The sequence below is a fragment of the Streptomyces sp. NPDC107498 genome (genome assembly GCF_055582805.1).
This window is the reverse complement of the sequence record NZ_JBVJPE010000028.1, coordinates 26828-49495: the sequence shown is the minus strand read 5'-3', so window position 1 is coordinate 49495 and position 22668 is coordinate 26828. Positions and strand designations below refer to the sequence as shown.

The 22668-nt window shown below is 69.4% G+C and carries 17 protein-coding genes; 11 read left to right on the top strand and 6 right to left on the bottom strand.

Features of this window, described 5'->3' with window-relative positions:
• The first annotated feature begins 54 nt into the window (after positions 1-54).
• Positions 55-1974: an alpha-L-arabinofuranosidase C-terminal domain-containing protein gene (locus ACZ66Z_RS32870; protein WP_469939299.1), complete on the top strand. Its 1920-nt coding sequence runs from the start codon at positions 55-57 to the stop codon at positions 1972-1974.
• Positions 1975-2104: 130 nt separating this feature from the next.
• On the opposite strand, the gene ACZ66Z_RS32865 is transcribed toward ACZ66Z_RS32870, so the two are convergent.
• Positions 2105-2785, bottom strand: coding sequence for a molybdate ABC transporter substrate-binding protein (locus ACZ66Z_RS32865; RefSeq protein WP_469939297.1), 681 nt, complete (start codon positions 2783-2785; stop codon positions 2105-2107).
• A 496-nt stretch (positions 2786-3281) separates the two neighbouring features.
• Positions 3282-5303, bottom strand: coding sequence for an oxidoreductase (locus ACZ66Z_RS32860; protein ID WP_469939336.1), 2022 nt, complete (start codon positions 5301-5303; stop codon positions 3282-3284).
• 607 nt (positions 5304-5910) lie between these two features.
• Between ACZ66Z_RS32860 and ACZ66Z_RS32855 the strand changes: the two genes are divergently transcribed.
• From ACZ66Z_RS32855 to ACZ66Z_RS32820, 8 genes are all read left to right on the top strand, one after another.
• The gene (locus ACZ66Z_RS32855) at positions 5911-7257 is read left to right on the top strand and encodes an aldehyde dehydrogenase family protein (protein WP_469939295.1); all 1347 of its coding nucleotides are present in this window, start codon (positions 5911-5913) and stop codon (positions 7255-7257) included.
• 155 nt (positions 7258-7412) lie between these two features.
• On the top strand, positions 7413-9107 hold the full coding sequence (locus ACZ66Z_RS32850; protein ID WP_469939293.1) for a class I adenylate-forming enzyme family protein: 1695 nt from the start codon (positions 7413-7415) through the stop codon (positions 9105-9107).
• 5 nt (positions 9108-9112) lie between these two features.
• The gene (locus ACZ66Z_RS32845; RefSeq protein ID WP_469939292.1) at positions 9113-10048 is read left to right on the top strand and encodes a CoA transferase subunit A; all 936 of its coding nucleotides are present in this window, start codon (positions 9113-9115) and stop codon (positions 10046-10048) included.
• Positions 10045-10812 (top strand): CoA-transferase subunit beta, encoded by a 768-nt coding sequence (locus tag ACZ66Z_RS32840; protein WP_469939291.1) that lies wholly within the window; start codon positions 10045-10047, stop codon positions 10810-10812. The genes ACZ66Z_RS32845 and ACZ66Z_RS32840 overlap by 4 nt, the downstream gene beginning before the upstream one ends.
• A gap of 367 nt (positions 10813-11179) precedes the next feature.
• Positions 11180-12220 (top strand): IclR family transcriptional regulator, encoded by a 1041-nt coding sequence (locus tag ACZ66Z_RS32835; protein ID WP_469939290.1) that lies wholly within the window; start codon positions 11180-11182, stop codon positions 12218-12220.
• A 109-nt stretch (positions 12221-12329) separates the two neighbouring features.
• The gene (locus ACZ66Z_RS32830) at positions 12330-12512 is read left to right on the top strand and encodes a hypothetical protein (protein ID WP_469939288.1); all 183 of its coding nucleotides are present in this window, start codon (positions 12330-12332) and stop codon (positions 12510-12512) included.
• The gene (locus tag ACZ66Z_RS32825; protein ID WP_469939286.1) at positions 12509-13537 is read left to right on the top strand and encodes an aldo/keto reductase; all 1029 of its coding nucleotides are present in this window, start codon (positions 12509-12511) and stop codon (positions 13535-13537) included. Before ACZ66Z_RS32830 ends, ACZ66Z_RS32825 begins: the two co-directional genes overlap by 4 nt.
• Positions 13538-13635: 98 nt before the next feature.
• On the top strand, positions 13636-14097 hold the full coding sequence (locus ACZ66Z_RS32820; RefSeq protein WP_469939284.1) for a MaoC family dehydratase: 462 nt from the start codon (positions 13636-13638) through the stop codon (positions 14095-14097).
• Positions 14098-14827: 730 nt separating this feature from the next.
• Here the strand turns inward: ACZ66Z_RS32820 and fabG are convergent.
• From fabG to ACZ66Z_RS32805, 3 genes are all read right to left on the bottom strand, one after another.
• Positions 14828-15586: a 3-oxoacyl-ACP reductase FabG gene (fabG, locus tag ACZ66Z_RS32815; protein WP_469939283.1), complete on the bottom strand. Its 759-nt coding sequence runs from the start codon at positions 15584-15586 to the stop codon at positions 14828-14830.
• A 32-nt stretch (positions 15587-15618) separates the two neighbouring features.
• The gene (locus ACZ66Z_RS32810) at positions 15619-16806 is read right to left on the bottom strand and encodes a thiolase family protein (protein WP_469939334.1); all 1188 of its coding nucleotides are present in this window, start codon (positions 16804-16806) and stop codon (positions 15619-15621) included.
• 72 nt (positions 16807-16878) lie between these two features.
• The gene (locus ACZ66Z_RS32805) at positions 16879-17088 is read right to left on the bottom strand and encodes an acyl-CoA dehydrogenase family protein (protein WP_469939282.1); all 210 of its coding nucleotides are present in this window, start codon (positions 17086-17088) and stop codon (positions 16879-16881) included.
• A 734-nt stretch (positions 17089-17822) separates the two neighbouring features.
• Between ACZ66Z_RS32805 and ACZ66Z_RS32800 the strand changes: the two genes are divergently transcribed.
• Positions 17823-19283: an aldehyde dehydrogenase family protein gene (locus tag ACZ66Z_RS32800; RefSeq protein ID WP_469939281.1), complete on the top strand. Its 1461-nt coding sequence runs from the start codon at positions 17823-17825 to the stop codon at positions 19281-19283.
• A gap of 128 nt (positions 19284-19411) precedes the next feature.
• On the opposite strand, the gene ACZ66Z_RS32795 is transcribed toward ACZ66Z_RS32800, so the two are convergent.
• Positions 19412-20041: a PadR family transcriptional regulator gene (locus tag ACZ66Z_RS32795; protein ID WP_469939279.1), complete on the bottom strand. Its 630-nt coding sequence runs from the start codon at positions 20039-20041 to the stop codon at positions 19412-19414.
• Positions 20042-20310: 269 nt separating this feature from the next.
• Between ACZ66Z_RS32795 and ACZ66Z_RS32790 the strand changes: the two genes are divergently transcribed.
• Positions 20311-21960 (top strand): IclR family transcriptional regulator domain-containing protein, encoded by a 1650-nt coding sequence (locus ACZ66Z_RS32790; RefSeq protein ID WP_469939278.1) that lies wholly within the window; start codon positions 20311-20313, stop codon positions 21958-21960.
• Positions 21961-22668: the final 708 nt, after the last annotated feature.

The following is a 22668-nucleotide window of genomic DNA, read 5'->3' as shown; positions in this document are numbered from 1 at the left end:
GGGATCATGTCCCTAGGCAGGAAAGGATGGCGATTCGCTTTCGTGGCGCCAACCATGGCGCTCGTAGCCCTCGCCACCGTCTCACCGCCGGCGTCAGCGGCTGATACGACGATAACCGTCGACCCGTCAACGATCACCGGTCAGGGGATCAGCCCGCTGCTCTTCGGTGCCAACCACCGATTCGCACTCAACGGCAGTGGCGGTTCTGACCCGACGACCGGCCTCACCTACCAGAGCGTCGAAGACGCGATCAAGAAGACGAATTTGACCATGCTCCGCTATCCCGGCGGAACGATGGCCAACACCTTCCAGTTCGAGAAGGCGATCGGCCCCCAGTCCGTCCGCTCGAGCCAGGTCAACGGACAGACCAAGAACCCCCGCCCGGTGGACAGCACGTTCGGTCCGGACGAGTTCGGCAAGACCCTCGAGAATACCGGCACCACCGGTAACCTCATGCTCAATTTCGCCACAGCCACCGCGCAGAAGACCGCCGACTTCGTGGCGTACATGAGAGGGACGCCGGGCGTGAACCCGGATGGCGGAACGGACTGGGCTCAGAAACGCGCAGATAACGGACACCCGGCACCGTACTCGATCAGCTACGCCGAAATCGGTAATGAGCCTTACCTGGACTACCAACAGTACTGGATGAGCGGCAGTGTGGTCTCTTACAACGACCCGTCCTGCGCAAGCATCGACAAGCTCGCATGCCTCTATGCCTTCGGCGGGACGACGTCTTTCACCGGACAGCGACTGAGCAAACCCGATGACTGGCGAGACACCGCAGGCGTAAGCACCGGCGCGGCGAACCAGTCCTTCGTCATCAGGTACGCCCCCGTGGTCGCTTCGGCGACGAACGTCTATGTCAACGGGGTTGCTTGGACCCAGGTGGACACCCTGGCCTCGGCAGGAGCGGTGAACGCCTACGCACTGGACCCCACCACCGGCACGGTGACGTTCGGTGACGGAACCCACGGAAACGTACCGCCGAACGGAGCCGTACTGACCTCCAGCTACCGAACAGGTCCGCACCAGGGCTTCGTCGACTACTATGCGGCCGTCAAGAAGGTGGCACCCGATCTGCCGGTCTGTGCCTCACTGCACAGTAAGGCTTTCCTCCAAATAATGGGCTCCACCCACCTCTACGACTGCTTGAGCGTACATCCCTACGTACAGGATCCGACCCAAACCACCGACGCCGCCGACTTCATGGGCCAGCTCATGGGCAAGCCGAGCAGTCAGTCGACAGCACTCTCGAACCTCCGTACCGACATCACCACTTACGCAGGTTCCCGCGCTGCCCAGGTCTCCTTGCTGCTGAGCGAGTACGGTAACCTCGGAGGCAACACCAAGTACTCAGATTCAATGCAATGGATGGCCCAGGGGCTGCTCAACGCCGCACAGTTGCGCAGCTTCATCCTGCTCCAGCCGAATGCCAAGGTCATGGCTGCCGAGCGTCACGCACTGATTGACTACACGTTTTCCCCGCCACCGGTGGATCTTGGCGTCTCCAAAATGGACAACGTCCTCTTCGGCGGCCCGGCGACAGCTACTCAGGGCCCCGTCGTCCAGCCTTCAGCCATGGCGATCCAACTCATGTCAATGATGGCTGGCCAGGACCGAATCAAGAACTCAGTCACGAACAATCCGTACCGCACGCTGTCCACGGGCGCGCAACTCTACTCGCTCCTGCCCCTTGCCTCTAAGGATGCGGACGGCAACGTACTCATTACAGTCATCAACTGCGACCCCGCCAACGACGTCTCCACGACAGTGACGGCCGGAAGCTCCTACACACACACCGGGGCGGTTGATTCATGGACACTGGCCGGGCCCAGCTTCCAGGCTTACAACACCCCGTCGGCGCCGAACACGGTGCACATCGATGAGGCAACGACGTCCGTCGGTACCGGAAGCTTCACTTGGAACTTCCCTGCCCACAGCATCACGGTCCTGAAGCTACACAAAGCCTGATCGTATGGCGCGGCACTGGGCGCCGGTCCCTCCGGCGCCCAGTGCCTTACCCCGAGGGCCGCTGACCAGGGGCAGCCGTCAGAACCGGGGGCAGGGGACGCCAGCCGACTCGTTCGTCCGCACCGACCGGTCAGTCCCCCCGCGGTCCCCGTGCCGGCAGCATGCCCCGGGTGCGGGCAACGTCTCCCGCTTCGACGGAGGCGAGGTAGTCGAGGACCTCAAGGGCGCGCTCCGGCTGAGCCGACGACGCCAGTACGGCCGCGCTGAAGGTGGAGGTGATCGCCGTATCCTCAGGCAGCGCTCCCAGAATGGTGACACCCGCCAGCCCCAGCAGTTCGCTGTGCTGCTGGAAGCCCAGGTCGGCTTCTCCGGAGGCGAGCAGGCTTCCCACGGGGACACCCGGAGGTGCCTGGACGAGCCGGTGCTCCAGCGCGTCGGTGAGGTCGAGCCGGCTGATCAGGTCCACCAGCGCCGTGCCACTGGGGCCGGTGGAGTAGGCGATGCGCTTCGAGGCCGTCAGGAGCCTTCGCAGGTCGTTCGTCGTACGAAGCGCAGGGCCGAACTGAGCCCGCTCCGGCACGGCGGCGACGACCTGGGAGATCCACAGCGGCAGCATGGTTCCCTCCCGCAACAGGCCCTCGCTCTCCAGCCGGGCCAGTGCCCCGTCGCCCAGCACGAGCACGTCGGCCGCGGCACCCTCGCGTATGCGCCGGGCGATGTCGACCCCGCCGGCGGATTCGAAGCGGATGGTGATCCGACGGTCGGGCCGGACACGCTCTGACAGTTCGGCGAGAATGAGCCGGGTCGCCATGGAAGACAATCCGCGAAGTTCTGGATACATGTTGGCCTCCTCAGGGGCTGGCCGATTTCAGTCGCGCGTTCCGGCAGCCGGCTGATCCTCACGAAATCGATCTTGTGAGCATAGTTCGCATCCCGGTGGCTAAAAGGTCTTCATGGTCCCCTCGGCCTTCGATCGGGTGCGCTCGTCGCAGTCCCTTTCGGAGACCACCCAAGTCGTGACACCACGTACGTGAATCCCCGACGTCCTTCGCCCCCGAGTCCTTTGGGGGATCGGGGTCGGGGCGCCGATGCGTAACTGGTTCAGCCGGGCGGAACACGGCGTCAGTTTGTGGAGCGCGCACTGATGGACGCGTCCACTCGGAGACGGGTCCCGCCGGTCCGTCGCACCGCACCGTGCGGGTTGAGCCACGGGTACGACGGGGAGGTCCGCCTTGGCCCGGAGGTGGTGGGCCCCGGGCCAGATGATCCGCAGGCGGGTGTGCGTGGTGACGGGCAGGGCGGGGCGCTCAGAGTGCCGCGGCCAGCTCGGTTCCCCGTCGGATCGCCCGCTTGGCGTCGAGTTCGGCCGCAACCTCAGCGCCCCCGATGACGTGGGTCCTCAGGCCTGAGCCGCGCAGCTCGTCCAGGAGCGCGCGATCGGAATCCTGGCCCGTGCACAGCACCACGGTGTCGACGGGAATGACGAGTGGTTCTCCGTCCACGGTGATGTGCAGTCCCTGGTCGTCGATGCGCTCGTAGGTGGCGCCTGCGGTCATCGTGACACCGCGGCGGCGCAATTCGGTGCGGTGGATCCACCCCGTGGTGGTGCCCAGGCCGGCGCCGACCTTCGTGGTTTTGCGCTGCAGGAGGTGAACGGTACGGGTCACGGCGGGCTGGGCGGGTGTCGCCACGCCGCCGGCGGAGCGGTACTCGGTGTCCACCCCCCAGTGGGCGAAGTAGACCTCGGGTCGCAGGCTCGCCCGGGTCCCTGGGTCGGTGAGATAGCTCGCGACGTCGAATCCGATGCCGCCGGCTCCGATGATGGCGACGCGTTCGCCCACCGGGACGCGGTCCCGCAGGACGTCCAGGTAGTTGACGACCTCAGGCCGGTCCACGCCGGGGATCTGGGGGACGCGAGGCGTGATGCCGGTCGCGAGGACGACCTCGTCGAAGGAGCCGTCCCCGAGGCGGGCGGCCGTGGCGCGGGTGCGGAGGCGTACGTCCACGCCCTTGGCCTCCAACTGGACGCGGAAGTAGCGGACGGTTTCGTCGAACTCCTCCTTCCCCGGTACTCGTCGGGCGATGTTGAGCTGTCCGCCTATCTCGTCGCCGGCTTCGAAGAGCGTGACCAGGTGACCCCGTTCGGCGGCTGTCACGGAGAAGGCCAGCCCCGCGGGGCCGGCGCCCACGACTGCCACACGCTTGCGGTGGCGCGTCGGGGCCAGGACCAGTTCCGTCTCGCGGCCCGCCCTGGGGTTCACCAGGCACGAGGTGACCTCTCCGCTGAACGTGTGGTCCAGGCACGCCTGATTGCAGGCGATGCAGGTGTTGATCGACTCGGGGCGTCCAGAGGCGGCCTTGGCGACGAAATCGGGGTCCGCGAGGAAAGGGCGTGCCATGGCGACCAGGTCGGCGTGTCCCTCGGCCAGCACGCGTTCCGCCACGTCGGGCGTGTTGATGCGGTTGCTCGCTACGAGGGGCACGGTGACGCTCTCCATGAGCCTGCGGGTGACCCAGGTGAACGCCGCGCGGGGTACCGAGGCCGCGATGGTGGGAACGCGTGCCTCGTGCCAGCCGATTCCGGTGCTGATGATCGTGGCCCCGGCCGCCTCCACGGCCTTGGCCAGGGCGACAACCTCGTCGAGGGTGCTGCCGCCGGGCACCAGGTCGAGCATCGACAGGCGGTAGATGAGGATGAAGTCGTCGCCCACCCGTTCGCGCACCCTGCGGACGATCTCCACGGGGAAGCGCATCCGGTTCTCGGGCGTACCTCCCCAGCGGTCGGCGCGGTGGTTGGTCACCGGTGCGGTGAACTGATTGATCAGGTACCCCTCGGAGCCCATGATCTCGATGCCGTCGTACCCGGCGGCCTGGGCCAGCCCGGCAGCCCTGACGAAGCTCTCGATCGTCTCTTCGACTCCGTCGTCGGTCAGTGCGTGCGGCAGGTACCGGTTGATGGGTGCCTGAATCGCACTGGGGGCCACCAGCTCGGGGTGGCGGCCGTATCGGCCGGCGTGCAGCAGCTGTACCGCGATGCGCCCGCCCTCCCGGTGAACCGCCTCGGTGATCAGCGTGTGCTGCTCGGCTTCAGTCTCGGTCGTCAGTTTCGCTCCGTTGCGGCGGGTCGAGCCACGCTGTTCGGGCGCGATTCCACCGGTGACGATGAGTCCGACTCCTCCTCTGGCGCGTTCCGCGTAGAAGGCGGCCATGCGCTCGAAGCCATGCTCCGCCTCCTCAAGGCCAAGGTGCATCGAACCCATGAGAACCCGGTTCGCGAGCGTGGTGAATCCGAGGTCGAGTGGGCTCAGCAGACGGGGATACGCATTCATGAGCGCGGCTCTTTCTTCATTGGGCTCCGTTTCTTTATTTGTAGAGCCACACCCCTCCGTATGCAACGAGTTGCATGATTCTTTGATATTGGCCTCTGGATGGTCTCGACCAAAGGGTCACCGGCCGGGGTCGGCGAGTTCGCGAAGTCGGAACGCTGAGAAAGCGCTTACGGTTCGGGGGTGGTGCCGCAGCCGTTCTCCGCGCGGGCAACCGTCCGAACCTGACGATGTCGGCTGCGCGGTCCGGCTCGTATGATCGAGTCAACATCCATGAGGGTGTCGCCGACCGGTTCGGTGATTCCGCGAACGACGTGTCGGTAAGACCTGCACCTCCGATCTGCTGGACCGCCGCACGAGGCTGCCCGTGCGGTGCGGGAGCCGCCCTGCTCGGCGATGCCTGTTCGATACCTGCCGCGTTGTTCGCAATTCGTTCGAGCGCGTCGCAAGCGGATGCCCTCCGGCCTTACGCCTTCGGCGCCGCTGTTCGCGCCCTTTCACCGGCCGAACCTGGGTTCGGCATACGGCCGGGACATCGGTGCGCGACAACGCGGCCGTCGTTCCATCCGGCAACAATCCACCCGTTTCCGACAGCAGGAAGGGGAGCCCCATGACCACCCAGGTCACCGATACCACCACGGACTCTGCGAGCATTGACGCAGCCGCGATCGTCGAACGGCTGCGCGCCACGTTCCGGAGTGGACGCACACGGCAGCTCTCATGGCGAAGGGAACAGCTCATGCGACTGCGCGAGCTGCTCACCGAGAACGCCGACGACTTCGCGGAAGCCCTGTTCCAGGACCTCCGCAAGCCCCGGGCGGAGGTCGACCGCATGGAGGTCGGTTCGACCGTCCGCGAGATCGACAACTGTCTGAAGCAGCTGGACGAATGGCTGGCCCCGCGACCCGTTCCCGTGCCCCGATGGTTCCCGACCGATACCACGGCCCGAACCGAGCTCGACCCCCTCGGTGTCACTCTGGTCATCTCCGCGTGGAACTATCCGGTCAACCTGCTCCTGGTGCCCGTGGCAGGCGCGCTCGCCACGGGAAACGCCGTCATCGTCAAGCCCGCCGAGCAGACGCCCGCGACATCGGCTCTGATCGCGGAACTGCTGCCCCGGTACCTCGACGAGGAGGCCGTCGTGGTGGTCGAGGGCGGTGTCCCCGAGACCACCGCGCTGCTGGCGCAGCGTCTCGACCACGTCTTCTACACCGGCAACGGCACGGTCGGACGCATCGTGATGAGGTCGGCCGCAGCGAATCTGGCCCGGGTCACGCTGGAACTCGGTGGCAAGTCACCGGTGTTCGTCGACCGTGACGCCGACCTGAGCGTGACGGCAGAGCGTCTGGTGCAGTCGAAGTTCACCAACGCCGGCCAGACCTGCATCGCACCCGACTACGTTCTGACCGACCCCGACACCGCCCCTGCCCTCGAAGCAGCGATCGCAGACGCCGTGCGCGCGCTCTTCGGCAGCGACCCGCAGCACTCCGCCGACTACGGTCGGGTCGTCAACGAGCGCCACTTCGACCGTCTCACCGCGCTCCTGGACTCCGGCCGGACAGTCGTGGGCGGCCAGACCGACCGTGCGGACCGATACATCGCGCCGACCGTCCTGGCCGACGTGACGGCGGACGACCCGGTCATGCGCGAGGAGATCTTCGGCCCCGTTCTGCCGATCCTGACGGTCACGGGTCTCGACGAGGCGATCGACTTCATCAATGACCGCGACAGGCCCCTGGCCCTGTACGCGTTCACCGGAAACGACACCACGCGTCGTCGGCTCGCCGCGGAGACGACCTCCGGCGGTCTCGTGTTCGGCTGGCCGATGCAGCAGCTGTCCGTCCCCGGACTGCCCTTCGGGGGTGTGGGGGAGAGCGGTTTCGGTGCTTACCGCGGTCGTCATTCCATGGAGGCGTTCAGCCACCGCAAGTCCGTGCTGGACGTTCCCCTCAGGTGACGGGCCGACCCCCGGCGATCTTCCCTCTTCCTCCCGGCGGCCGGTCTGGCCGCAGGCTCCTCCGTTCTCGCCGCCTCGCAGCGGAGAGGGAAGCGTGCCGGTGAGCAACCGCTCTCCGGCACTCGGAGGCCCCCTTCCACTGAAGGAGCGGAGCTATGCGTACGTACTGGCCAGAGGGCATGCCGGCCTCTCTCGACTACCCCGACCTCCCCGTGGGGGCGCTGCTCACAGCCGCGGCACGGATGTACGGTGACCGGCCCGCCGTCGTGGACGGTGAGGAGCGGCTCAGCTATGCCCAACTGCACGCGCACGCCCTGGCATTCGCGCAGGGACTGCGCGAGGCCGGTGTCGGCGCCGGTGACGTCGTGCTTCTGCACCTGCCCAACAACGCGTACTTCCTGATCGGCTACTACGGCACGCTGATGGCCGGCGCGACCGCGGCGCCGACGAACCCGCTCCAGCCCACGTCCGGACTGCGCGACCAGCTCCTCGACACCGGCGCCGTGCTCGCGGTCAGCCATCCCGCCCACATCACCGCACTCCTCGACGCACGCCGGGACACCCCCCTGCGGACCGTCGTCGTGGCCCCGCCGAGCACCTGCGCTCCGTCCGATGTCGGTCTGCCGGACCACGAGGACGTAGTGGCCCTGGGGGACTTCGCTACGGACCCGCCTGACGAGCTGCCGCAGGTCACCGTGAGCGGGGACGACGTAGCCCACCTCATCTACACCGGAGGCACCACCGGCGTGCCCAAGGGCGTCCGCGTCCTGCACCGCAACGTGGTGGCCAACGTGACGCAGATGACCGCCTGGCGCGCCGCCCACCTGGCCGTCGTCGATCAGCGGGGTGACCTCACACTGCAACCGATGACACAGGAGCAGGAGGACGCCGCGCTGCGACCCGGCGACGGAGTGACCATCCTGGTGTCTCCCCTCTTCCACGTGCACGCACTCGTCACCACGACCTTCCTGCTGCTGTGCGGCACCACCGTCGTCCTCATCGGTCGGTTCTCTCCGGAGGGCCTGCTCGGAGCCGTCGAGCGCCATCGAGCCACCTATCTCCTGGGCAGCCCCGCCATGTGGCACGCGCTGCTGCAGAGCCCCGAGGTGAGCGAGCGGGATCTCTCCTCGGTCCGTGCTCTCTCCTCCGGAAGCGCGCCGATCGACGCGACCACCCTGAGCGCTCTGGAGGCCGCCTTCCCCGGGGCGGTGGTCGCAGAGGGCTACGGACTGTCCGAGTGCACGTGCGTCGTGGCCTCCACACCGATGCTGCGCGGCTCGCGCCGCAAGCCCGGCAGCGTAGGGCTGCCACTCTTCGACACCGACGTGCGGATCGTTCCCTCGCAAGGCGGGGACGCACTCGGCCCCACCGAGGTCGGGGAGCTCTGGGTGCGTGGACCGCAGGTCACCGCTGGATACCTCAACAGACCCGAAGCCACTGCCGAGCAGTACACGGACGGCTGGTTGCGCACGGGAGACCTCGGCTACCTGGACGAAGAGGGCTACGTCTTCCTCGTGGGCCGCGCCAAGGAGATGCTGATCTACAAGGGCTACAACGTCTACCCGCGCGAACTCGAGGACATCCTGCACGGCCACCCCCACGTGGGAGCCGCGGCCGTCGTCGGCAGAGCGGACCCGGCCGTCGGAGAAGAACCGGTCGCCTTCGTCGTGGCGCGCCTCGGCACCGCCGCCGTCGACCCGGACGCGTTGATGGCGTACGTCGCCGAGCGCGTACTGCCGTACAAGAAGATCCGCGCCGTCCACGTCGTCGACTCGTTGCCCAGGTCCGCCGCCGGAAAGGTACTCAAGTCCGAGCTGCGCCCGCCGGGCGGGACCCGGGAGGGGGAGTGACCGGCATGCCTGGAGCCGTCGAGAGGCGCGACAAGCGCATGTCTCTGAGCGACGCGGTGGCCCGCTACGTGCGGCACGGGCGGACCGTGGCGCTGGAAGGCTTCGGCCACCTGGTGCCGAGCGCCGCCGCACACGAGATCATTCGGCAGGGCATCACGGACCTGACCCTGGTGCGGATGGCCGGTGACCCCCTCGTCGATCAACTGCTCGCCGCCGGCTGTGTGTCGAAGCTGGTCTCGTCCTTCGTGGGCAACAGCACGGCCGGCTCGCTGCACGAGGTCCGGCGGCGGATCGAGCACCACGATCCCGAACCGCTGGAACTCGAGGAGTACAGCATGGGCAGCATGGTCACCCGCTACGCCGCGGGCGCGGCCGGACTGCCGTTCGCGCCGATCGGCTCCCTCACGGGCAGCGACCTGGTCACGCACAACCCCATGATCAGAAGCGTCACCGATCCTTACGGTGGGGGGCAGATCCACGTGGTGCCACCACTGAACCCGGATGTCTCCGTCATCCATGCGCAGCGCGCCGACCGAGCCGGGAACATCCAGGCATGGGGCATCCTCGGGGTCCAGCAAGAGGCGGCGTTCGCCGCGCGAGCCGTCATCGTGACCGTCGAGGAGATCGTCGACGACGTCGTCGTGCGGTCCGATCCGAACCGCACCCTGGTGCCCTCGCACGTGGTGGACGCGGTGGTGGAGTGCCCGCGTGGAGCCCATCCGTCGCCGGCCCAGGGCTACTACGACCGGGATGACGCGTTCCAGCGCGAGTGGTCCGAACTGGCACGTGACGCGTCGGCGTTGCGTACTTGGATCGACCGGCACATCCGGGGCACCAGGAACCACGACGAATTCCTCGCCGGCCTGGGGCCGGACCACTGGGACGGGCTGGTGGTCGGCGAGCAGCCGGCGGCGCCGGTCGACTACGGGAGGCGACCATGACCGACGTCACCAGAAGCGAGCTCCTGACCGTGGCCGCGGCGCGCGAGCTGGCGGGCCGGAGGCTGGTCTTCTCGGGGCACGGCTTGCCCACCCTGGCCGTCGCACTCGCCCGGCGCACGGTGGCTCCGGACATCGAGACCGCCTACGAGTCGGGCGTGATCGGCGCCTACCCGAAGGCTCCGCCGCGCAGCGTCACGGACCCGGTCCTCGTCACCGGAGCGGAGTCCGTGCTCGGCATGGCGCAGCTCTTCGGCTACGTCCTCCAGGGCCGGCGGATCGAGGTCGGGTTCCTGGGTGCGGCGCAGATCGACCGTTACGGCAGCCTCAACTCCTCGGTCATCGGCGACGCACGGCGGCCCAGGGTGAGGCTGCCCGGATCGGGCGGTGCTGCCGAGGTGATGGCCGGAGCACGTGAGGTCTTTGCGGTGATGCGCCGTCACTCCATCAAGAACTTCGTGGAGGAGCTGGACTTCTGCACCTCCCCGAGCCCCCGGCGGGCCCGCGACATCGGAGGAGGCGCCCGGCCCCACGGCAGGGGGGTCACCCGGGTGATCACCGACCTCGGGGTTCTCGCGCGAGAGGACATCGACGACGAATTGCGGTTGGTCGCCGTGCACCCCGGGGTCCGGGCCGACCAGGTCGTCGCGGCCACGGGCTGGGACCTGAAGGTCGACGGGGATCTGGCCGAGAGCCCGCCGCCGACCCCTGAGGAACTGCGTCTGCTGCGCGAGGAACTCGACCCCGGCCGCATCTACTTGCGCTGAGACGCCGGGAGGGGAGACGACCTCCGCCGGACGCCGGAACACGGGTGCCGCGTCCGGTGGAGGCCGCCACACGGCCGGATCGTGCCGACCCGCGTGTGCCGCGCGGGCCGTTCGTCGTGTCCGCGTCCGATCGGGCGACAGCGGCGCACCGCGGACCGGCCCGGTGCCTCTGCCGAAGGCTTCCGGGGCTTCCTCCTCACCCGTAGCGACGCCGTGCCGTCCGGGGTGACACCGGCCGGGTCCGGCGCAACGGTACGCGTTCCGTGGTACGCCGCGGTCGAACGGCTGCGGAGCGCAGGCGCGACCATGGGAGCCGCCCCTCTCGGCCGGCCCTGTGAGGCGGGCGCGCGTCCCGCGCCCCACGGGTTTGCCGGCCGACGCGCACGGCGTCAGCAGCGGCGGCACCACGTCCGCAGACGGCGCCGACACGCGACCACCCGGAGGACGCGCCCTCCCCGTCCAGCGCGGCCAGGGCGCCGTCGGCGAGGACGAGCAGATCGGCTTCGGCACCTTCGCCCACCCGTCGAACGATCTCGACCCCGTCGGCGCGATCGAAGCGCACGGGCAGTCCGCGAGCGTGCCGAACCTGCTCTACGGCGCCCGGCGGTGCTCCTCGACGAGGGTCTGCAAGACTGCCGACATGAGCACAACCAGGAGCACGGCGGCCGGAAAAGTCCTGGAGGTCCTCTCAGCCTTCGACCGCGAGCATCCGTCGCAGACCTTGTCGGAGATCGCCCAGCGCACGGGGCTTGCTCTGAGCACCGCGCACCGGGTGGTGGCCGAGCTGGCGCGCTGGGGCGTCCTGGAGCGGGCCGAAGACGGGACGTGGCATGTGGGGCTGCGACTGTGGGAGATCGCCTCGGGGTGCCCCCGCACCCAGATCCTGCGTGATGTGGCGCTGCCGTTCATGCAGGACCTGTACGAGGTCACGCACGAGAACGTCCAGCTCGCGGTGCGGGAAGGCTCGGAGCTCGTCTTCGTCGAGCGGATCGCCGGGCACCGCTCGGTGGACCTGCTCACGACGGTCGGAACTCGTTTCCCAGTCGCCTCCACGGGCATGGGCCGCATCCTCCTCGCACACGCGCCGCAAGAAATCCAGGAAGAGGTTCTCGACGCACCGCTGCGGGCGTGGACCCAGCACACCGTCGTCGACCGCAAAGCGCTGCGCGCCGAGTTGGACCGGATCCGCCGTGAGCACGTCTTCGTGAGCGACCGCCAGTTGTCGGAGAGCACCGTCGCGGTGGCCGCGCCCGTACGCCTCGGCCGGGCAGGGCCAGTGACCGCCGCGCTGGGGGTGGTGATCGCGGCGCAGAGGGCGAGTCGCTCCCACCGTCTGCGGGAGCCGCTGATGCGGGCCGTTCACGGAATCTCCGACGAACTCGGTCGCCGTAGCCGTACGACCTCCTGAGTTCCGGCCCAGAACGGGCTTCCGCCTGATGGAAACGGCAGCGACGGGGCGTGGGACCGGCTGTCAACGTTCGGGGGTCCGCAACGTTCTCAGCCGCTCAGGAGTTGCCATGGCCGATGCCCCCGTCGACACCGCCGTCTCGGCCCCCGTCGCCGTAGTCGGCGCAGGCCCCGCCTGCCTCAACCCGGCGTTGCACGACGTGAAGGTCCTCGCCGACATGCTGGTGCGGGCCCTCGGAGGCGAAGGCGACGCGGCGCTGGAGCAGCAGCTGAACGCCGTCGCGGGCCCGTGACCGCCGCTTCGCGACCCGGCGCGGGGCTCGCCCCGCGCCGGGTCGGTCCGTTCGAGGTCCCGGCCATCGGCCTGGGCTGCATGAACCTGAGCCACGCGTACGGTGTCCCGCCGACGCAGGAGGCCGCCGAGAAGGTGCTGCTGACGGCGCTGGAGGAGGGCGTCACGCTCTTCGACACCGCCGCCCTCTACGGCTTCGGCGCGAACGAGGAGCTGGTCGGCCGGGTCCTGGCCCCACACCGGGACCGGATCGTGCTGGCCAGCAAGTGCGGGATGACCGGGGTCGACGGCCGGCGCGTCATCGACGGACGGCCGGAGACCCTCCGGCGCACCGTGGACGAGGCGCTGGCCCGACTGCGCACCGACGTCATCGACCTCTACTACCTGCACCGGCTCGACCGGCAGGTCCCGGTGGAGGAGAGCGTCGGCGCGATGGCCGAGCTCGTCGCGGCGGGGAAGGTGCGCGCGCTCGGCCTCTCCGAGGTGTCCGCCGCGACCCTGCGACGGGCCCACGCCGTGCACCCGATCGCCGCCCTGCAGAACGAGTACAGCCTGTGGACGCGCAACCCCGAGCAGGGAACCTTGGAGGCGGCGCGGGAACTCGGCGTCGCCCTGGTGGCCTTCAGCCCGCTGGCCCGCGGCTTCCTCACCTCGGCGCCCCCGGACCCCGGTGCGCTTCCTGCGGGGGACATCCGCCGGAACATGCCTCGCTTCGACGAGCGTCACTATCCGGGCAACCTGGCGCTGCGGGGTTCGCTGGAGGAGATCGCCGACAGCGTCGGCCTCACCCTGGCCCAGCTGGCCCTCGCCTGGGTTCTCTCCCACGGCTCCCACGTCGTGGCCATACCGGGAACCCGTTCGGTACACCACCTGCGGGAGAACCTGTCCGTCCTCAGCCTCGACGTAGCCGGCGAGGTCCTCGACGCGGCCGGACGGGTGCTGAACGGCACCACCGTCCACGGGGCACGCTACAACGAAGCCACGCTCCTGGAGATCGACACCGAGAGCTGCGGGCCGACGGGTTGAGGCGGGGGTGCCGGTACTGAGGGCGGCACCCCCCTCACGTTCTGAGCAAGCGCTTAGGTGCGAACCGTTGACATGTCATACGAGAAGGGACCAGGAGCATGACCGAGCCGAGGATCTTCACCTCCGCCGAGGAGCTGCGCGCGGGGATCGGCGAGCAGCTGGGGCACAGTGAGTGGATGGAGATCGACCAGAAACGGATCGACCTCTTCGCGGAGGCGACCGGGGACCACCAGTGGATCCACGTCGACCCGGAGCGCGCCACCGCCGGCCCATTCGGGACAACGATCGCGCACGGCTATCTCACCCTGTCGCTGCTGCCGCAGTTCGTCCCGCAGGTACTGCGGATCGAGGGCGTGAAGATGGGCGTCAACTACGGTACGGAAAAGGTGCGTTTCCCCGCCCCGGTGCCGGTCGGCTCGCGGCTGCGCGCCACCGCGGTCCTGACCAAGGTCGAGGAGGCGGGCGGCGGCGTGCAGGTGACGGCGGCGGTGACGGTGGAGCGCGAGGGTTCCGAGAAGCCGGTCTGCGTGGCCGAGTCGGTCTCCCGCTACTACTTCTGAGCGCCGACCATCCTGAGGACGAGGTCGGCGCGGAGCACGCCGACCTCGTCCTCAGGATGGTCGGCGGCTTTCGGACCGGCAGCACCGCTCGACGATCTCGGCGCGGTGCCCAGCTCCGAGGGCGCCGCGTTCCTCCGGGACGATCCGGGCGGTGGTGTGGCGCTCGGCGGCTGTGCCGTCGGCGCCGCCCGCGGCCCTGGGCGCATCCGGGACCATGCCGTGAGGGATCCGGCTGATCCGGTGGAGCGGCTCTTGGGCCAGAAACCATCTCATGCGGTCGGCCCGGTCGGCTGCCGGCCCGTGACGGAGTTCGTCGAACGGCCGGTGCCAGACGGGTCGGGGGAGCCGACGTCGTTCGGGCCGTCGGGAGCGACGGCCCACCGGAGCTTCCCGGAACGGATGAAGGCCCGCGTACGGGCCGGGCTTTACCGCTCGGTCCTCGACGAACTCGGGCCCGAGGCGAGCTGGACTGGTCCCGCCGCGCGATCGACTCGATGAACAATGCCCTGGGAGTGGGGCGAACAACGTCGCAGGACGGGCCGGCCCTCGGGCCGGCCCGTCCTGGCGCATCGAGAGAACGCGCCGATCAGAGGGGTTGATTCGAAGGGTCGGCAGGGCGGCATGCGCCTCGCCGCCGCGGTTCTCTGACAGGGCACGGCCCGGGCCCCGCATGCCGGGCGGCCCGGGCGCCTCCCACCCGTCTGTCACACCGGTCAGATCACGCCACCGGTCAGCGCGCACCGCCGTTGATGTACAGCGTCTGGCCGCTGACGTACGAGGCGTCGTCGGAGGCGAGGAAGGCGACCACGGAGGCGACCTCCTCAGGAGTGCCGACCCTGCCCAGCGGGGTGCGCTCGGCGGCGAGCCGCTGGTGCTCGTCGGCGCTGGAGCCGACCCGTTCGGCGGTGGCGGCTGTCATGGCGGTGGCGATGTAGCCGGGCGCGACGGCGTTGACGTTGACGCCGAACGGCCCGAGCTCGATGGCGAGGGTCGCGGTCAGCCCCTGGACGCCGGCCTTGGCGGCGGCGTAGTTGGCCTGTCCGCGGTTGCCGAGGGCGGAGCGGGAGCTGAGGGAGACGATCTTCCCGTACTTCTGGCCGACCAGGTACGTCTGGGCCGCCTGGGCGCAGTTGTAGGCGCTGGTGAGGTTGACGGCGAGGACGGTGTCCCAGTCGTCCTTGGGCATTTTGAAGAAGAGGTTGTCCCGGGTGATGCCGGCGTTGTTCACGAGGATGTGGAGGGTGCCGAAGTCAGCGGCGATCCGCGCGAACGCCGCCTTGACGGCGTCGAAGTCGGCGACGTCGCAGCCGTAGGCGCGGGCGGTGCCGCCCTTGGCGGTGATGGCGTCGACGGTGCCTTGAGCCCGGTCCTCGGTGAGGTCGACCACGGCGACGGTCGCGCCCTCCTCGGCGAGGCGGAGCGCGGTGGCGGCGCCGATGCCCTGGGCGGCGCCGGTGACCACGGCGACCTTGTCGGTGAAACGGCTCATCTCTGGTTCTCCCGTACGAGTCGAGGGTGGGGTCAGTCGCGGTCGACGAGCACGGCGGTGCCCTGGCCGACGCCGACGCACATGGTGGCGAGGCCGTGGCGGTCGCCGGTGCGGCGCATGCGGTGGAGGAGGGTGGTGAGGATGCGGGCGCCGGAGCCGCCGAGGGGGTGGCCGAGGGCGATGGCGCCGCCCTGGGGGTTGACGCGTTCGGGGTCGATGCCGAGTTCGCGGACGCAGGCGAGGGCCTGGGCGGCGAAGGCCTCGTTGAACTCGGCCGTGCCGATGTCGCCGACGGCGCGACGGGTGCGGGAAAGGACGCGCTGGACGGCCGGGACCGGCCCGGTTCCCATGACGTCGGGGTGCACTCCGGCGCTGGCACCTGCGACGTACCGGCCGAAGGGTTCCAGGTCCAGCTCGCGCAGGACCTCCTCGCTGACGAGGAGGAGGGCGGCGGCTCCGTCGTTCATGGGGGAGGCGTTGCCGGCGGTGACGGTGCCGCCGGGGCGGAAGACGGGCTTGAGGGCGGCCAGTTTCTCGGCCGTGGTGTCGGCCCGGATGGACTCGTCCTGGGTGACCACGGTGCCGTCGGGCCGGGTGACGGGCGTGATCTCGGCGTCGAAGAGGCCGCCGTCACGCGCCGCTGTGGCGAACCGGTGGCTGCGCAGCGCGAAGGCGTCCTGGTCGGTGCGGCTGATGCCGTACCGGGCGGCGACCTCCTCGGCGGTCTCGCCCATCGAGAGCACGCCGTGGAGGTCCTTCATGCGCGGGTTGGTCATCCGCCAGCCCAGCTTGGTGTCGAAGATTTCCTGCTGGTGGGGGAGTGCCTGGTCGGGGCGGGGCAGGACGAAGGGCGCGCGGCTCATGGACTCGGAGCCGCCCGCCAGGACGATGTCGGCCTCGCCGGAGGCGATGGCGCGGGCGGCGGTGGTGACGGCCTCCAGGCCGGAGGCGCAGAGCCGGTTGAGGGTGGCACCGGGGACGGTGTCGGGCAGGCCGGCCAGCAGGACGGCCATTCGGGCCACGTTGCGGTTGTCCTCACCGGCCTGGTTGGCGGCGCCCCAGTAGACGTCGTCGATCCGGGCGGGGTCGAGGCCGGGCACGTCATCCAGGACGGCGCGGAGGGCGGTCGCGGCGAGGTCGTCGGGACGTACGGAGGACAGGGCGCCGCGTAGGCGGCCGATCGGGGTGCGGCGGGCGGCGGCGAAGTACACGGGTCGCACGGTCATGGCTCCAGGGGGCGAGGGGACTACGGGGGCGGGAGGCGTTGCCGCCGGGTGAGGGCGCGCCGGTGATCAGCGTCTGGGTCGAGGTCGTGCCTTCGTGGCGGGTCGTCTCGCGGGCGTCACGGATGCGTCGACGGGATGTACGTCGAGGAGGCTGTAACCGCCGAGGGCCTGGAGCGCGGTGCGGGCGGCCTTGGCTGCGGCCTCGGAGGCGTACGGTCTGGCGACGGGGAATTCCCTTCGGAACGGCTGCACGCGCTCGACGAGGTCGGCGACCACCACACCAGCGGCCGGGCGGCCTCCAGCTCCACCTTGGTGTCGGCGAGCATCTCCTGTACCGGCTGGTGGGAGGCGATCGCGCGGTTCACGAAGTCCGCGGCGGGGCGGACGGCGGTCAGTTCTTCGGAAAGTTCGAGATTCACGATGACCGGCCTCGAAACTAGCAGTGCAAGTTTTATCACTCTCTCGTGTCCCCGTGGCCCTGGTCAAGCCCAGTCGGAAATGCCCTGGACCGCGCCGGTCGGGCCGTCGGTCCCCTCTTTCGGCCGTGGGCCCCTGCCGCGTGGGACCTCAAGCCGCCGGAGGGCCGACCACGGCGGACGGCGCGACGTCGTGGGGGCGGGCGGCCCCTCGGGGCCGGTGCGTCCACCGCACCTGCTCCGCCCCCCAGCCAGGGAGGGCATCGCGCTCCGTGCGCGCCTATCGCGATGTCCTCGAACCGGATTCCGCGATCGCCGCCCCCGCCACGGTGCGCCGAACCAGCAGTGGCGGAGCCCCGGCCTCGGTACCTGAGTCCGGGCGCCCGGCCGTTGCCGGTGTGTCAGAGGGCGCGCATCCGCTGCCGGGGGCTCCATCCGCCCGATGCGTTGACATCGGCGCTTCGCGCACCTCAGACTCGGGGCATCGATTGAATAAGATTTCACCAGGCGAACACATCATCCGCGATGGGCGACGTCGCCGGTCACGCCCTGCCTGGTGGGCCCACGTGGGCGGTCTCAGCTAAGGAACCAGCCATGCCTCTGCAACGCTCTCTTCTCATCGGCTCCGACGAGGTCCCGGCCGTGTCGGGCAGGACGACCGAGGACGTCGGCCCCTTCGGCGGTCAGCCGTACGCCACTGTCGCCGCCGCCGGACCCGAGGACGTGTCGGCGGCGGTGAAGGCGGCCGATGACGCGTTCCCCGCCTGGGCCCGGACGGGGCCCTCCCGTCGACGGGAGATCTTCCTCGCGGCTGCGGAGCTGTTCGAGCGCCGAGGTGAGGAAGCCGTGGAAATGATGGCCGCGGAGGTGGGCGGAACTCGTCCGTGGGCGTTGTTCAACGTCGCTCTGGCGGCCGGCACTCTTCGTGAAGCCGCCGCCGCCGTCACAGCACCGCGCGGTGACGTTCTCACCTCCCAGGAACAGAACGTCCTCAGCCTCGCCGTGCGTGAGCCGGTGGGCGTCGTGGCCGCCTTCTCGCCCTGGAACGCGCCCCTCATACTCGGCGTACGCGCGGTCGCGGCGGCGATCGCCGCCGGAAACACCGTGGTGATGAAGCCCAGTGAAGAGGCGCCGATCGCCGGCGGCCTGTTCATCGCAGACGTTCTGCGAGAGGCTGGCTTGCCGGACGGCGTGCTCAACGTCGTGACGAACGACAAGGCCGACGCCGCGACGATCGCTGAGACCCTGATCGCCGACGCACGTGTACGCGCAGTCAATTTCACGGGCTCGTCAGCGGTCGGCCGGGTGATCGGCCGACTCGCGGCCGATCACCTGAAGCCCGCTGTTCTCGAACTCGGGGGCAAGAACTCGGTCATCGTGCTGGACGACGCCGACCTCGACTACGCCGTCAACGCCGCGGCGTTCGCGGCGTTCATGAACGCCGGTCAAATCTGCATGTCAGCCGACCGCGTCCTCGTCCACGAGTCCCTCGTGGACGGCTTCACCGAGAAGTTCGTCGCGAAGACGGGCGGTCTGGGCGTCGGTGACCCGTTCCAGCCCTCCACCATCGTCGGACCCATGATCAGCGCCGACTCGGCCGAACGGCTCGCGCAGCGGGTGGACGACGCCGTGGCCAAGGGCGCGAGACTGCTGGCGGGCGGCGGCCGGCCGGACGGTGCGGTGTACCCGCCGACCGTGCTCGTGGACCTTCCTTCCGACGCGGCGCTGCATCGTGGCGAGGCGTTCGGTCCGGTCGTCGCGATCTCTTCCTTCTCGACCGACGACGAGGCCGTCGAGCTGGCCAACGACACCGAATACGGGCTGACGTGCGGCATCATCACCGAGAACGCGACTCGGGGGCTCCAGGTGGCGCGGGGGATCCGTACGGGCATCGTCCACGTCAACGATCAGTCCGTGGGCGACGAACCGCAGGCCCCCTTCGGCGGCATCGCGGCGTCCGGGTACGGCCGCTTCGGCGGCCGCTGGGGAATCGAGGCCTTCTCCAACATTCGCTGGGTCACGATCGCCGGGGACCAGGCGCACTTCCCGTTCTGAGGCCGCCTCGTGAGACCGGGGGCATCCGTTCGCCGGCCGTCCTCGGTGGAGGAGCCCGCGGTCCTGCCTCCGGCCGTCGGGCCATGAAAGCCCCGTGGCTTCCGGTCGACAGCGTTCCAAGGTCGTCGTCAGGAAGTCTGCCCGCCGTCTGCTTCGCCACCGTGCGCGGGGGGAAGCAGATGCGGAGACTCCCTGATCTCACGCCAGAAATCAGTGATCATCTGCTCGAATCTGATCCCGAGCTCCAGAGCGGCTCGTTGGGGTGAGCCCGGCTTCATGGCCCTGGCGTTCGCATCGGCATCGGCATCGGCATGGGCCACGGCGCGGTGGTAGACCGCCAAACGCCTCTTGTGCGCCTCCTCCTGCTCCGCGGCCAGCCTGGCGATCGTCTGAGCGGCGGACGTCTCGGAGGCGTCGCCTTCGTGTCGGCCGAGAGGCTGAAAGTAGAGGCGGAGAACCCCCTCGTCGTGGATCTCGGTCGCCGCAGCGGTCGGCGTCTCGAGCCACCGGCGAAGCTCCGCCCGGCCGACGTCGGTGATCGCCAGGGTCCGCCGCCGACGACCGCCCGCCTCCCGCTTCTCGACGATGAGGCCCCGTCGCGCCATGCGTCCGGCCTCGGCGTACAGCTGGGACCGCGGGAACACCCAGAAATGTCCCAGGCCGCGCTGAATGGCCTGATCGAGCTGGTAGGGGGTCGACGTCCCTCGGCTCGCGAGCAGGCCGAGGACGACATAGGTGCTGACCGGCAGGGCATTCACGTGAATCTCCCGTTCTGGATGATCGCTCCCGTAATATAGCAGATTGCACCGTACATTCTGTACGGTTGAATCGGGTGCATCTGTGTGCGCGGCGCGCTTCCGGCGCCAGCGCCCGGCCTCCGGCTCTCCGGCCGGGAGAGGGTGGGCCGCTTTGTCTTCGTATGGTGAAGTGCGATTCACTCGGGGGGTCGCAGGTCGCCCATCACTTGTGTGGCCGTCAACGGCCCTGACACAGTGATCAGCCCGACTGGAACCGCCCTGGAGCGCAGATGCCGCAGCCGACCCCCTCACCGAGCAGGACACCGACCGAGGTGGTCGCCCCACTTGTCCGCGGCATCGAGATCCTGCGCACCCTCAGCAACGCTCGCGGCGAACTGAGCCTCAGTTCACTGCAACGCGCCACCGGTTTCGCCCGGTCCACCGTCGATCGCTCGGTCGGAACGCTTGCGACCATGGGATACCTGCGAGTCGTCGACAAGCACGTGCGGCCGGCGCCTCGGCTCATGGAACTCGGCAACGCCTACCTGTCATCCCTGCGCCTGCCCGCCCTCCTCGGAGAGCAGGTGGACAGGCTCGCCGACGAACTCGACGAGTCCGTCTCCCTTGCCGTTCCCGACCAGGACGCCATCCGTTTCATCCATCAGGCGCCTCGACGCCGTGCGATGTCCGTCAGTTTCCGCACCGGCGACGTACTCCCCGTCGAACGCACCGCGCCCGGGGCGCTCTTCGCCGCCGACTGGGACCCCGGCCAATGGCAGGCGTGGCGCGACTGGCAAGCCGCAGACCCCGACGGCCGCCGGTTTCCCCGGCTTCCCCACGGGCCCGGTCCGGACGAGCACGACTTCAGGGCCCGGGTGGCGACCGCTCAGGAATCCGGTTGGGCCGCCGACGACCAGATGATCGAACAAGGCCTCGTCGCGCTTGCCGTCCGCATCCCTCGGACACCGACCGCCTGCGCCGTCAGCGTCGTCAGCCACACCAGCCGGTACAGCGTCCGAGATCTGCGCGAGCGGTTGCTGCCGCGTCTGCGCGAGGCAGCGGCCTCCATGGCCGAGCACGTCCAACGCATGTCACCGCCGCCCGCGAGCCCTCCCACCGCCGGAACCGCTACCTGGACCGGGAACTCGAAGCAGGCTCTGGGCCGCGAGTTCATCGAGTCCCTCGCCCGAGGGCTGACGGTCATGACCGCCTTCGAAGCCCGTCCGACCCCGACACTTGCCGAGGTCGCGCACATCACGGGCCTTCCCCGCGCCACGGCCCGTCGCGCGCTGATCACGCTCACCCACCTCGGCCTCGTGTCGGTCGCCGACCGCGAGCACCGGCTCACTCCCCGTGTCTTGGACCTCGGCTACCCCCTGTTGGCCAGGACTACGCTCGCGCAGCTCGCCCAACCGCACCTGCAAGCGCTCGCGGGGGAGATCAACGAATCGGTGTCCCTCGGCGTCCTCGACCACGACATGGTGCAGTACATCGCCAGAGCCACCAGCCGCCGCGTCGTGAACGTCGACCTCACGGTGGGAACCCGCCTGCCCGCATACGCGACGTCCCTGGGACGGGTACTGCTCTCCGGCCTGACCATTGCCGATCGGCGCGCGCTTCTGGACCGAGTGGAGATACGAGAACTGACCTCCCGCACCGTCACGGACCGCGACGAGCTCGAGACCGCCCTTCTCCGGGCGTCCCAAGACGGCTACGCGAAGATCGACGGAGAGCTCGAGCCGGGACTCCGCTCCATCGCCGTGCCCGTCTGTGATCGCACGGGCGGGGTGATGGCCGCGCTGAACGTCGCCCTGCACAGTGGACACAGTCCAGCGGATGACTGGGAGCGGAGGATCCTCCCTCGTCTGCGCGAGACGCGACAGCGGATCGAACGTGAACTACACACAGCGCAACGTTTCGTGAAGATCGACAGGGTCTGAGCATCGCCTGTCGAGTTCGCGAGGGAGACATGGCCGAAAGGGCCCTCCGGGCTGTGAGGCCGACCTGTCACGCCCACGTCCGCCAGTTCACCCCTCACGCAGGTGATACGGGTAATCGCGCACCCACGCGGGAGCTCCCGGTCCCCCACAGCGCCGGGAAACCGACGGCCGGTCAATTCGACGGACTCCTCGACGCTCTGGCGCACACGTCGATCCACCAAGGGAATGCCGTCGATCGCCTCCGAGCAGGACCAGGTGCGGACGCAGGCGCTCTCCGGTCGATTCGTGGGGCCTGCGAGGACAGCAGAATTCCGTGTTCCCGTGCCATGCCACGTACGCTAGTGTGAAGCATGATGCAGTGCAACCTGTTAGAAGGTTTCATGTTCCGCTGGGAGTCCCGGACTCTCCTACGGAGCACCGCCGCAGGCCGCCCCGAGGCCCGCGGCGGGTCGCCGGCCGTCGTCGTGCGAGGCGATGACGCAGCGGCGGGTAGCGCCGCGTCGCCGGCCAGCGACGCGGTCGGATCCGGGCGGCCCACCCCCGCCGTGGCTCACGCGTTCATGGCCGCCGGCTCGTCCACAGGCCGGTTCCGCGCCCTGCACCCTCATTGACAAGGCCAACGGCTGACCCTAGTTTTTGCCGCAGGTGCCCGATCTCCGCCCGATCGGACCCCGTTGCGGGGGTCAGCACCCCGGACAACGGAGGCGG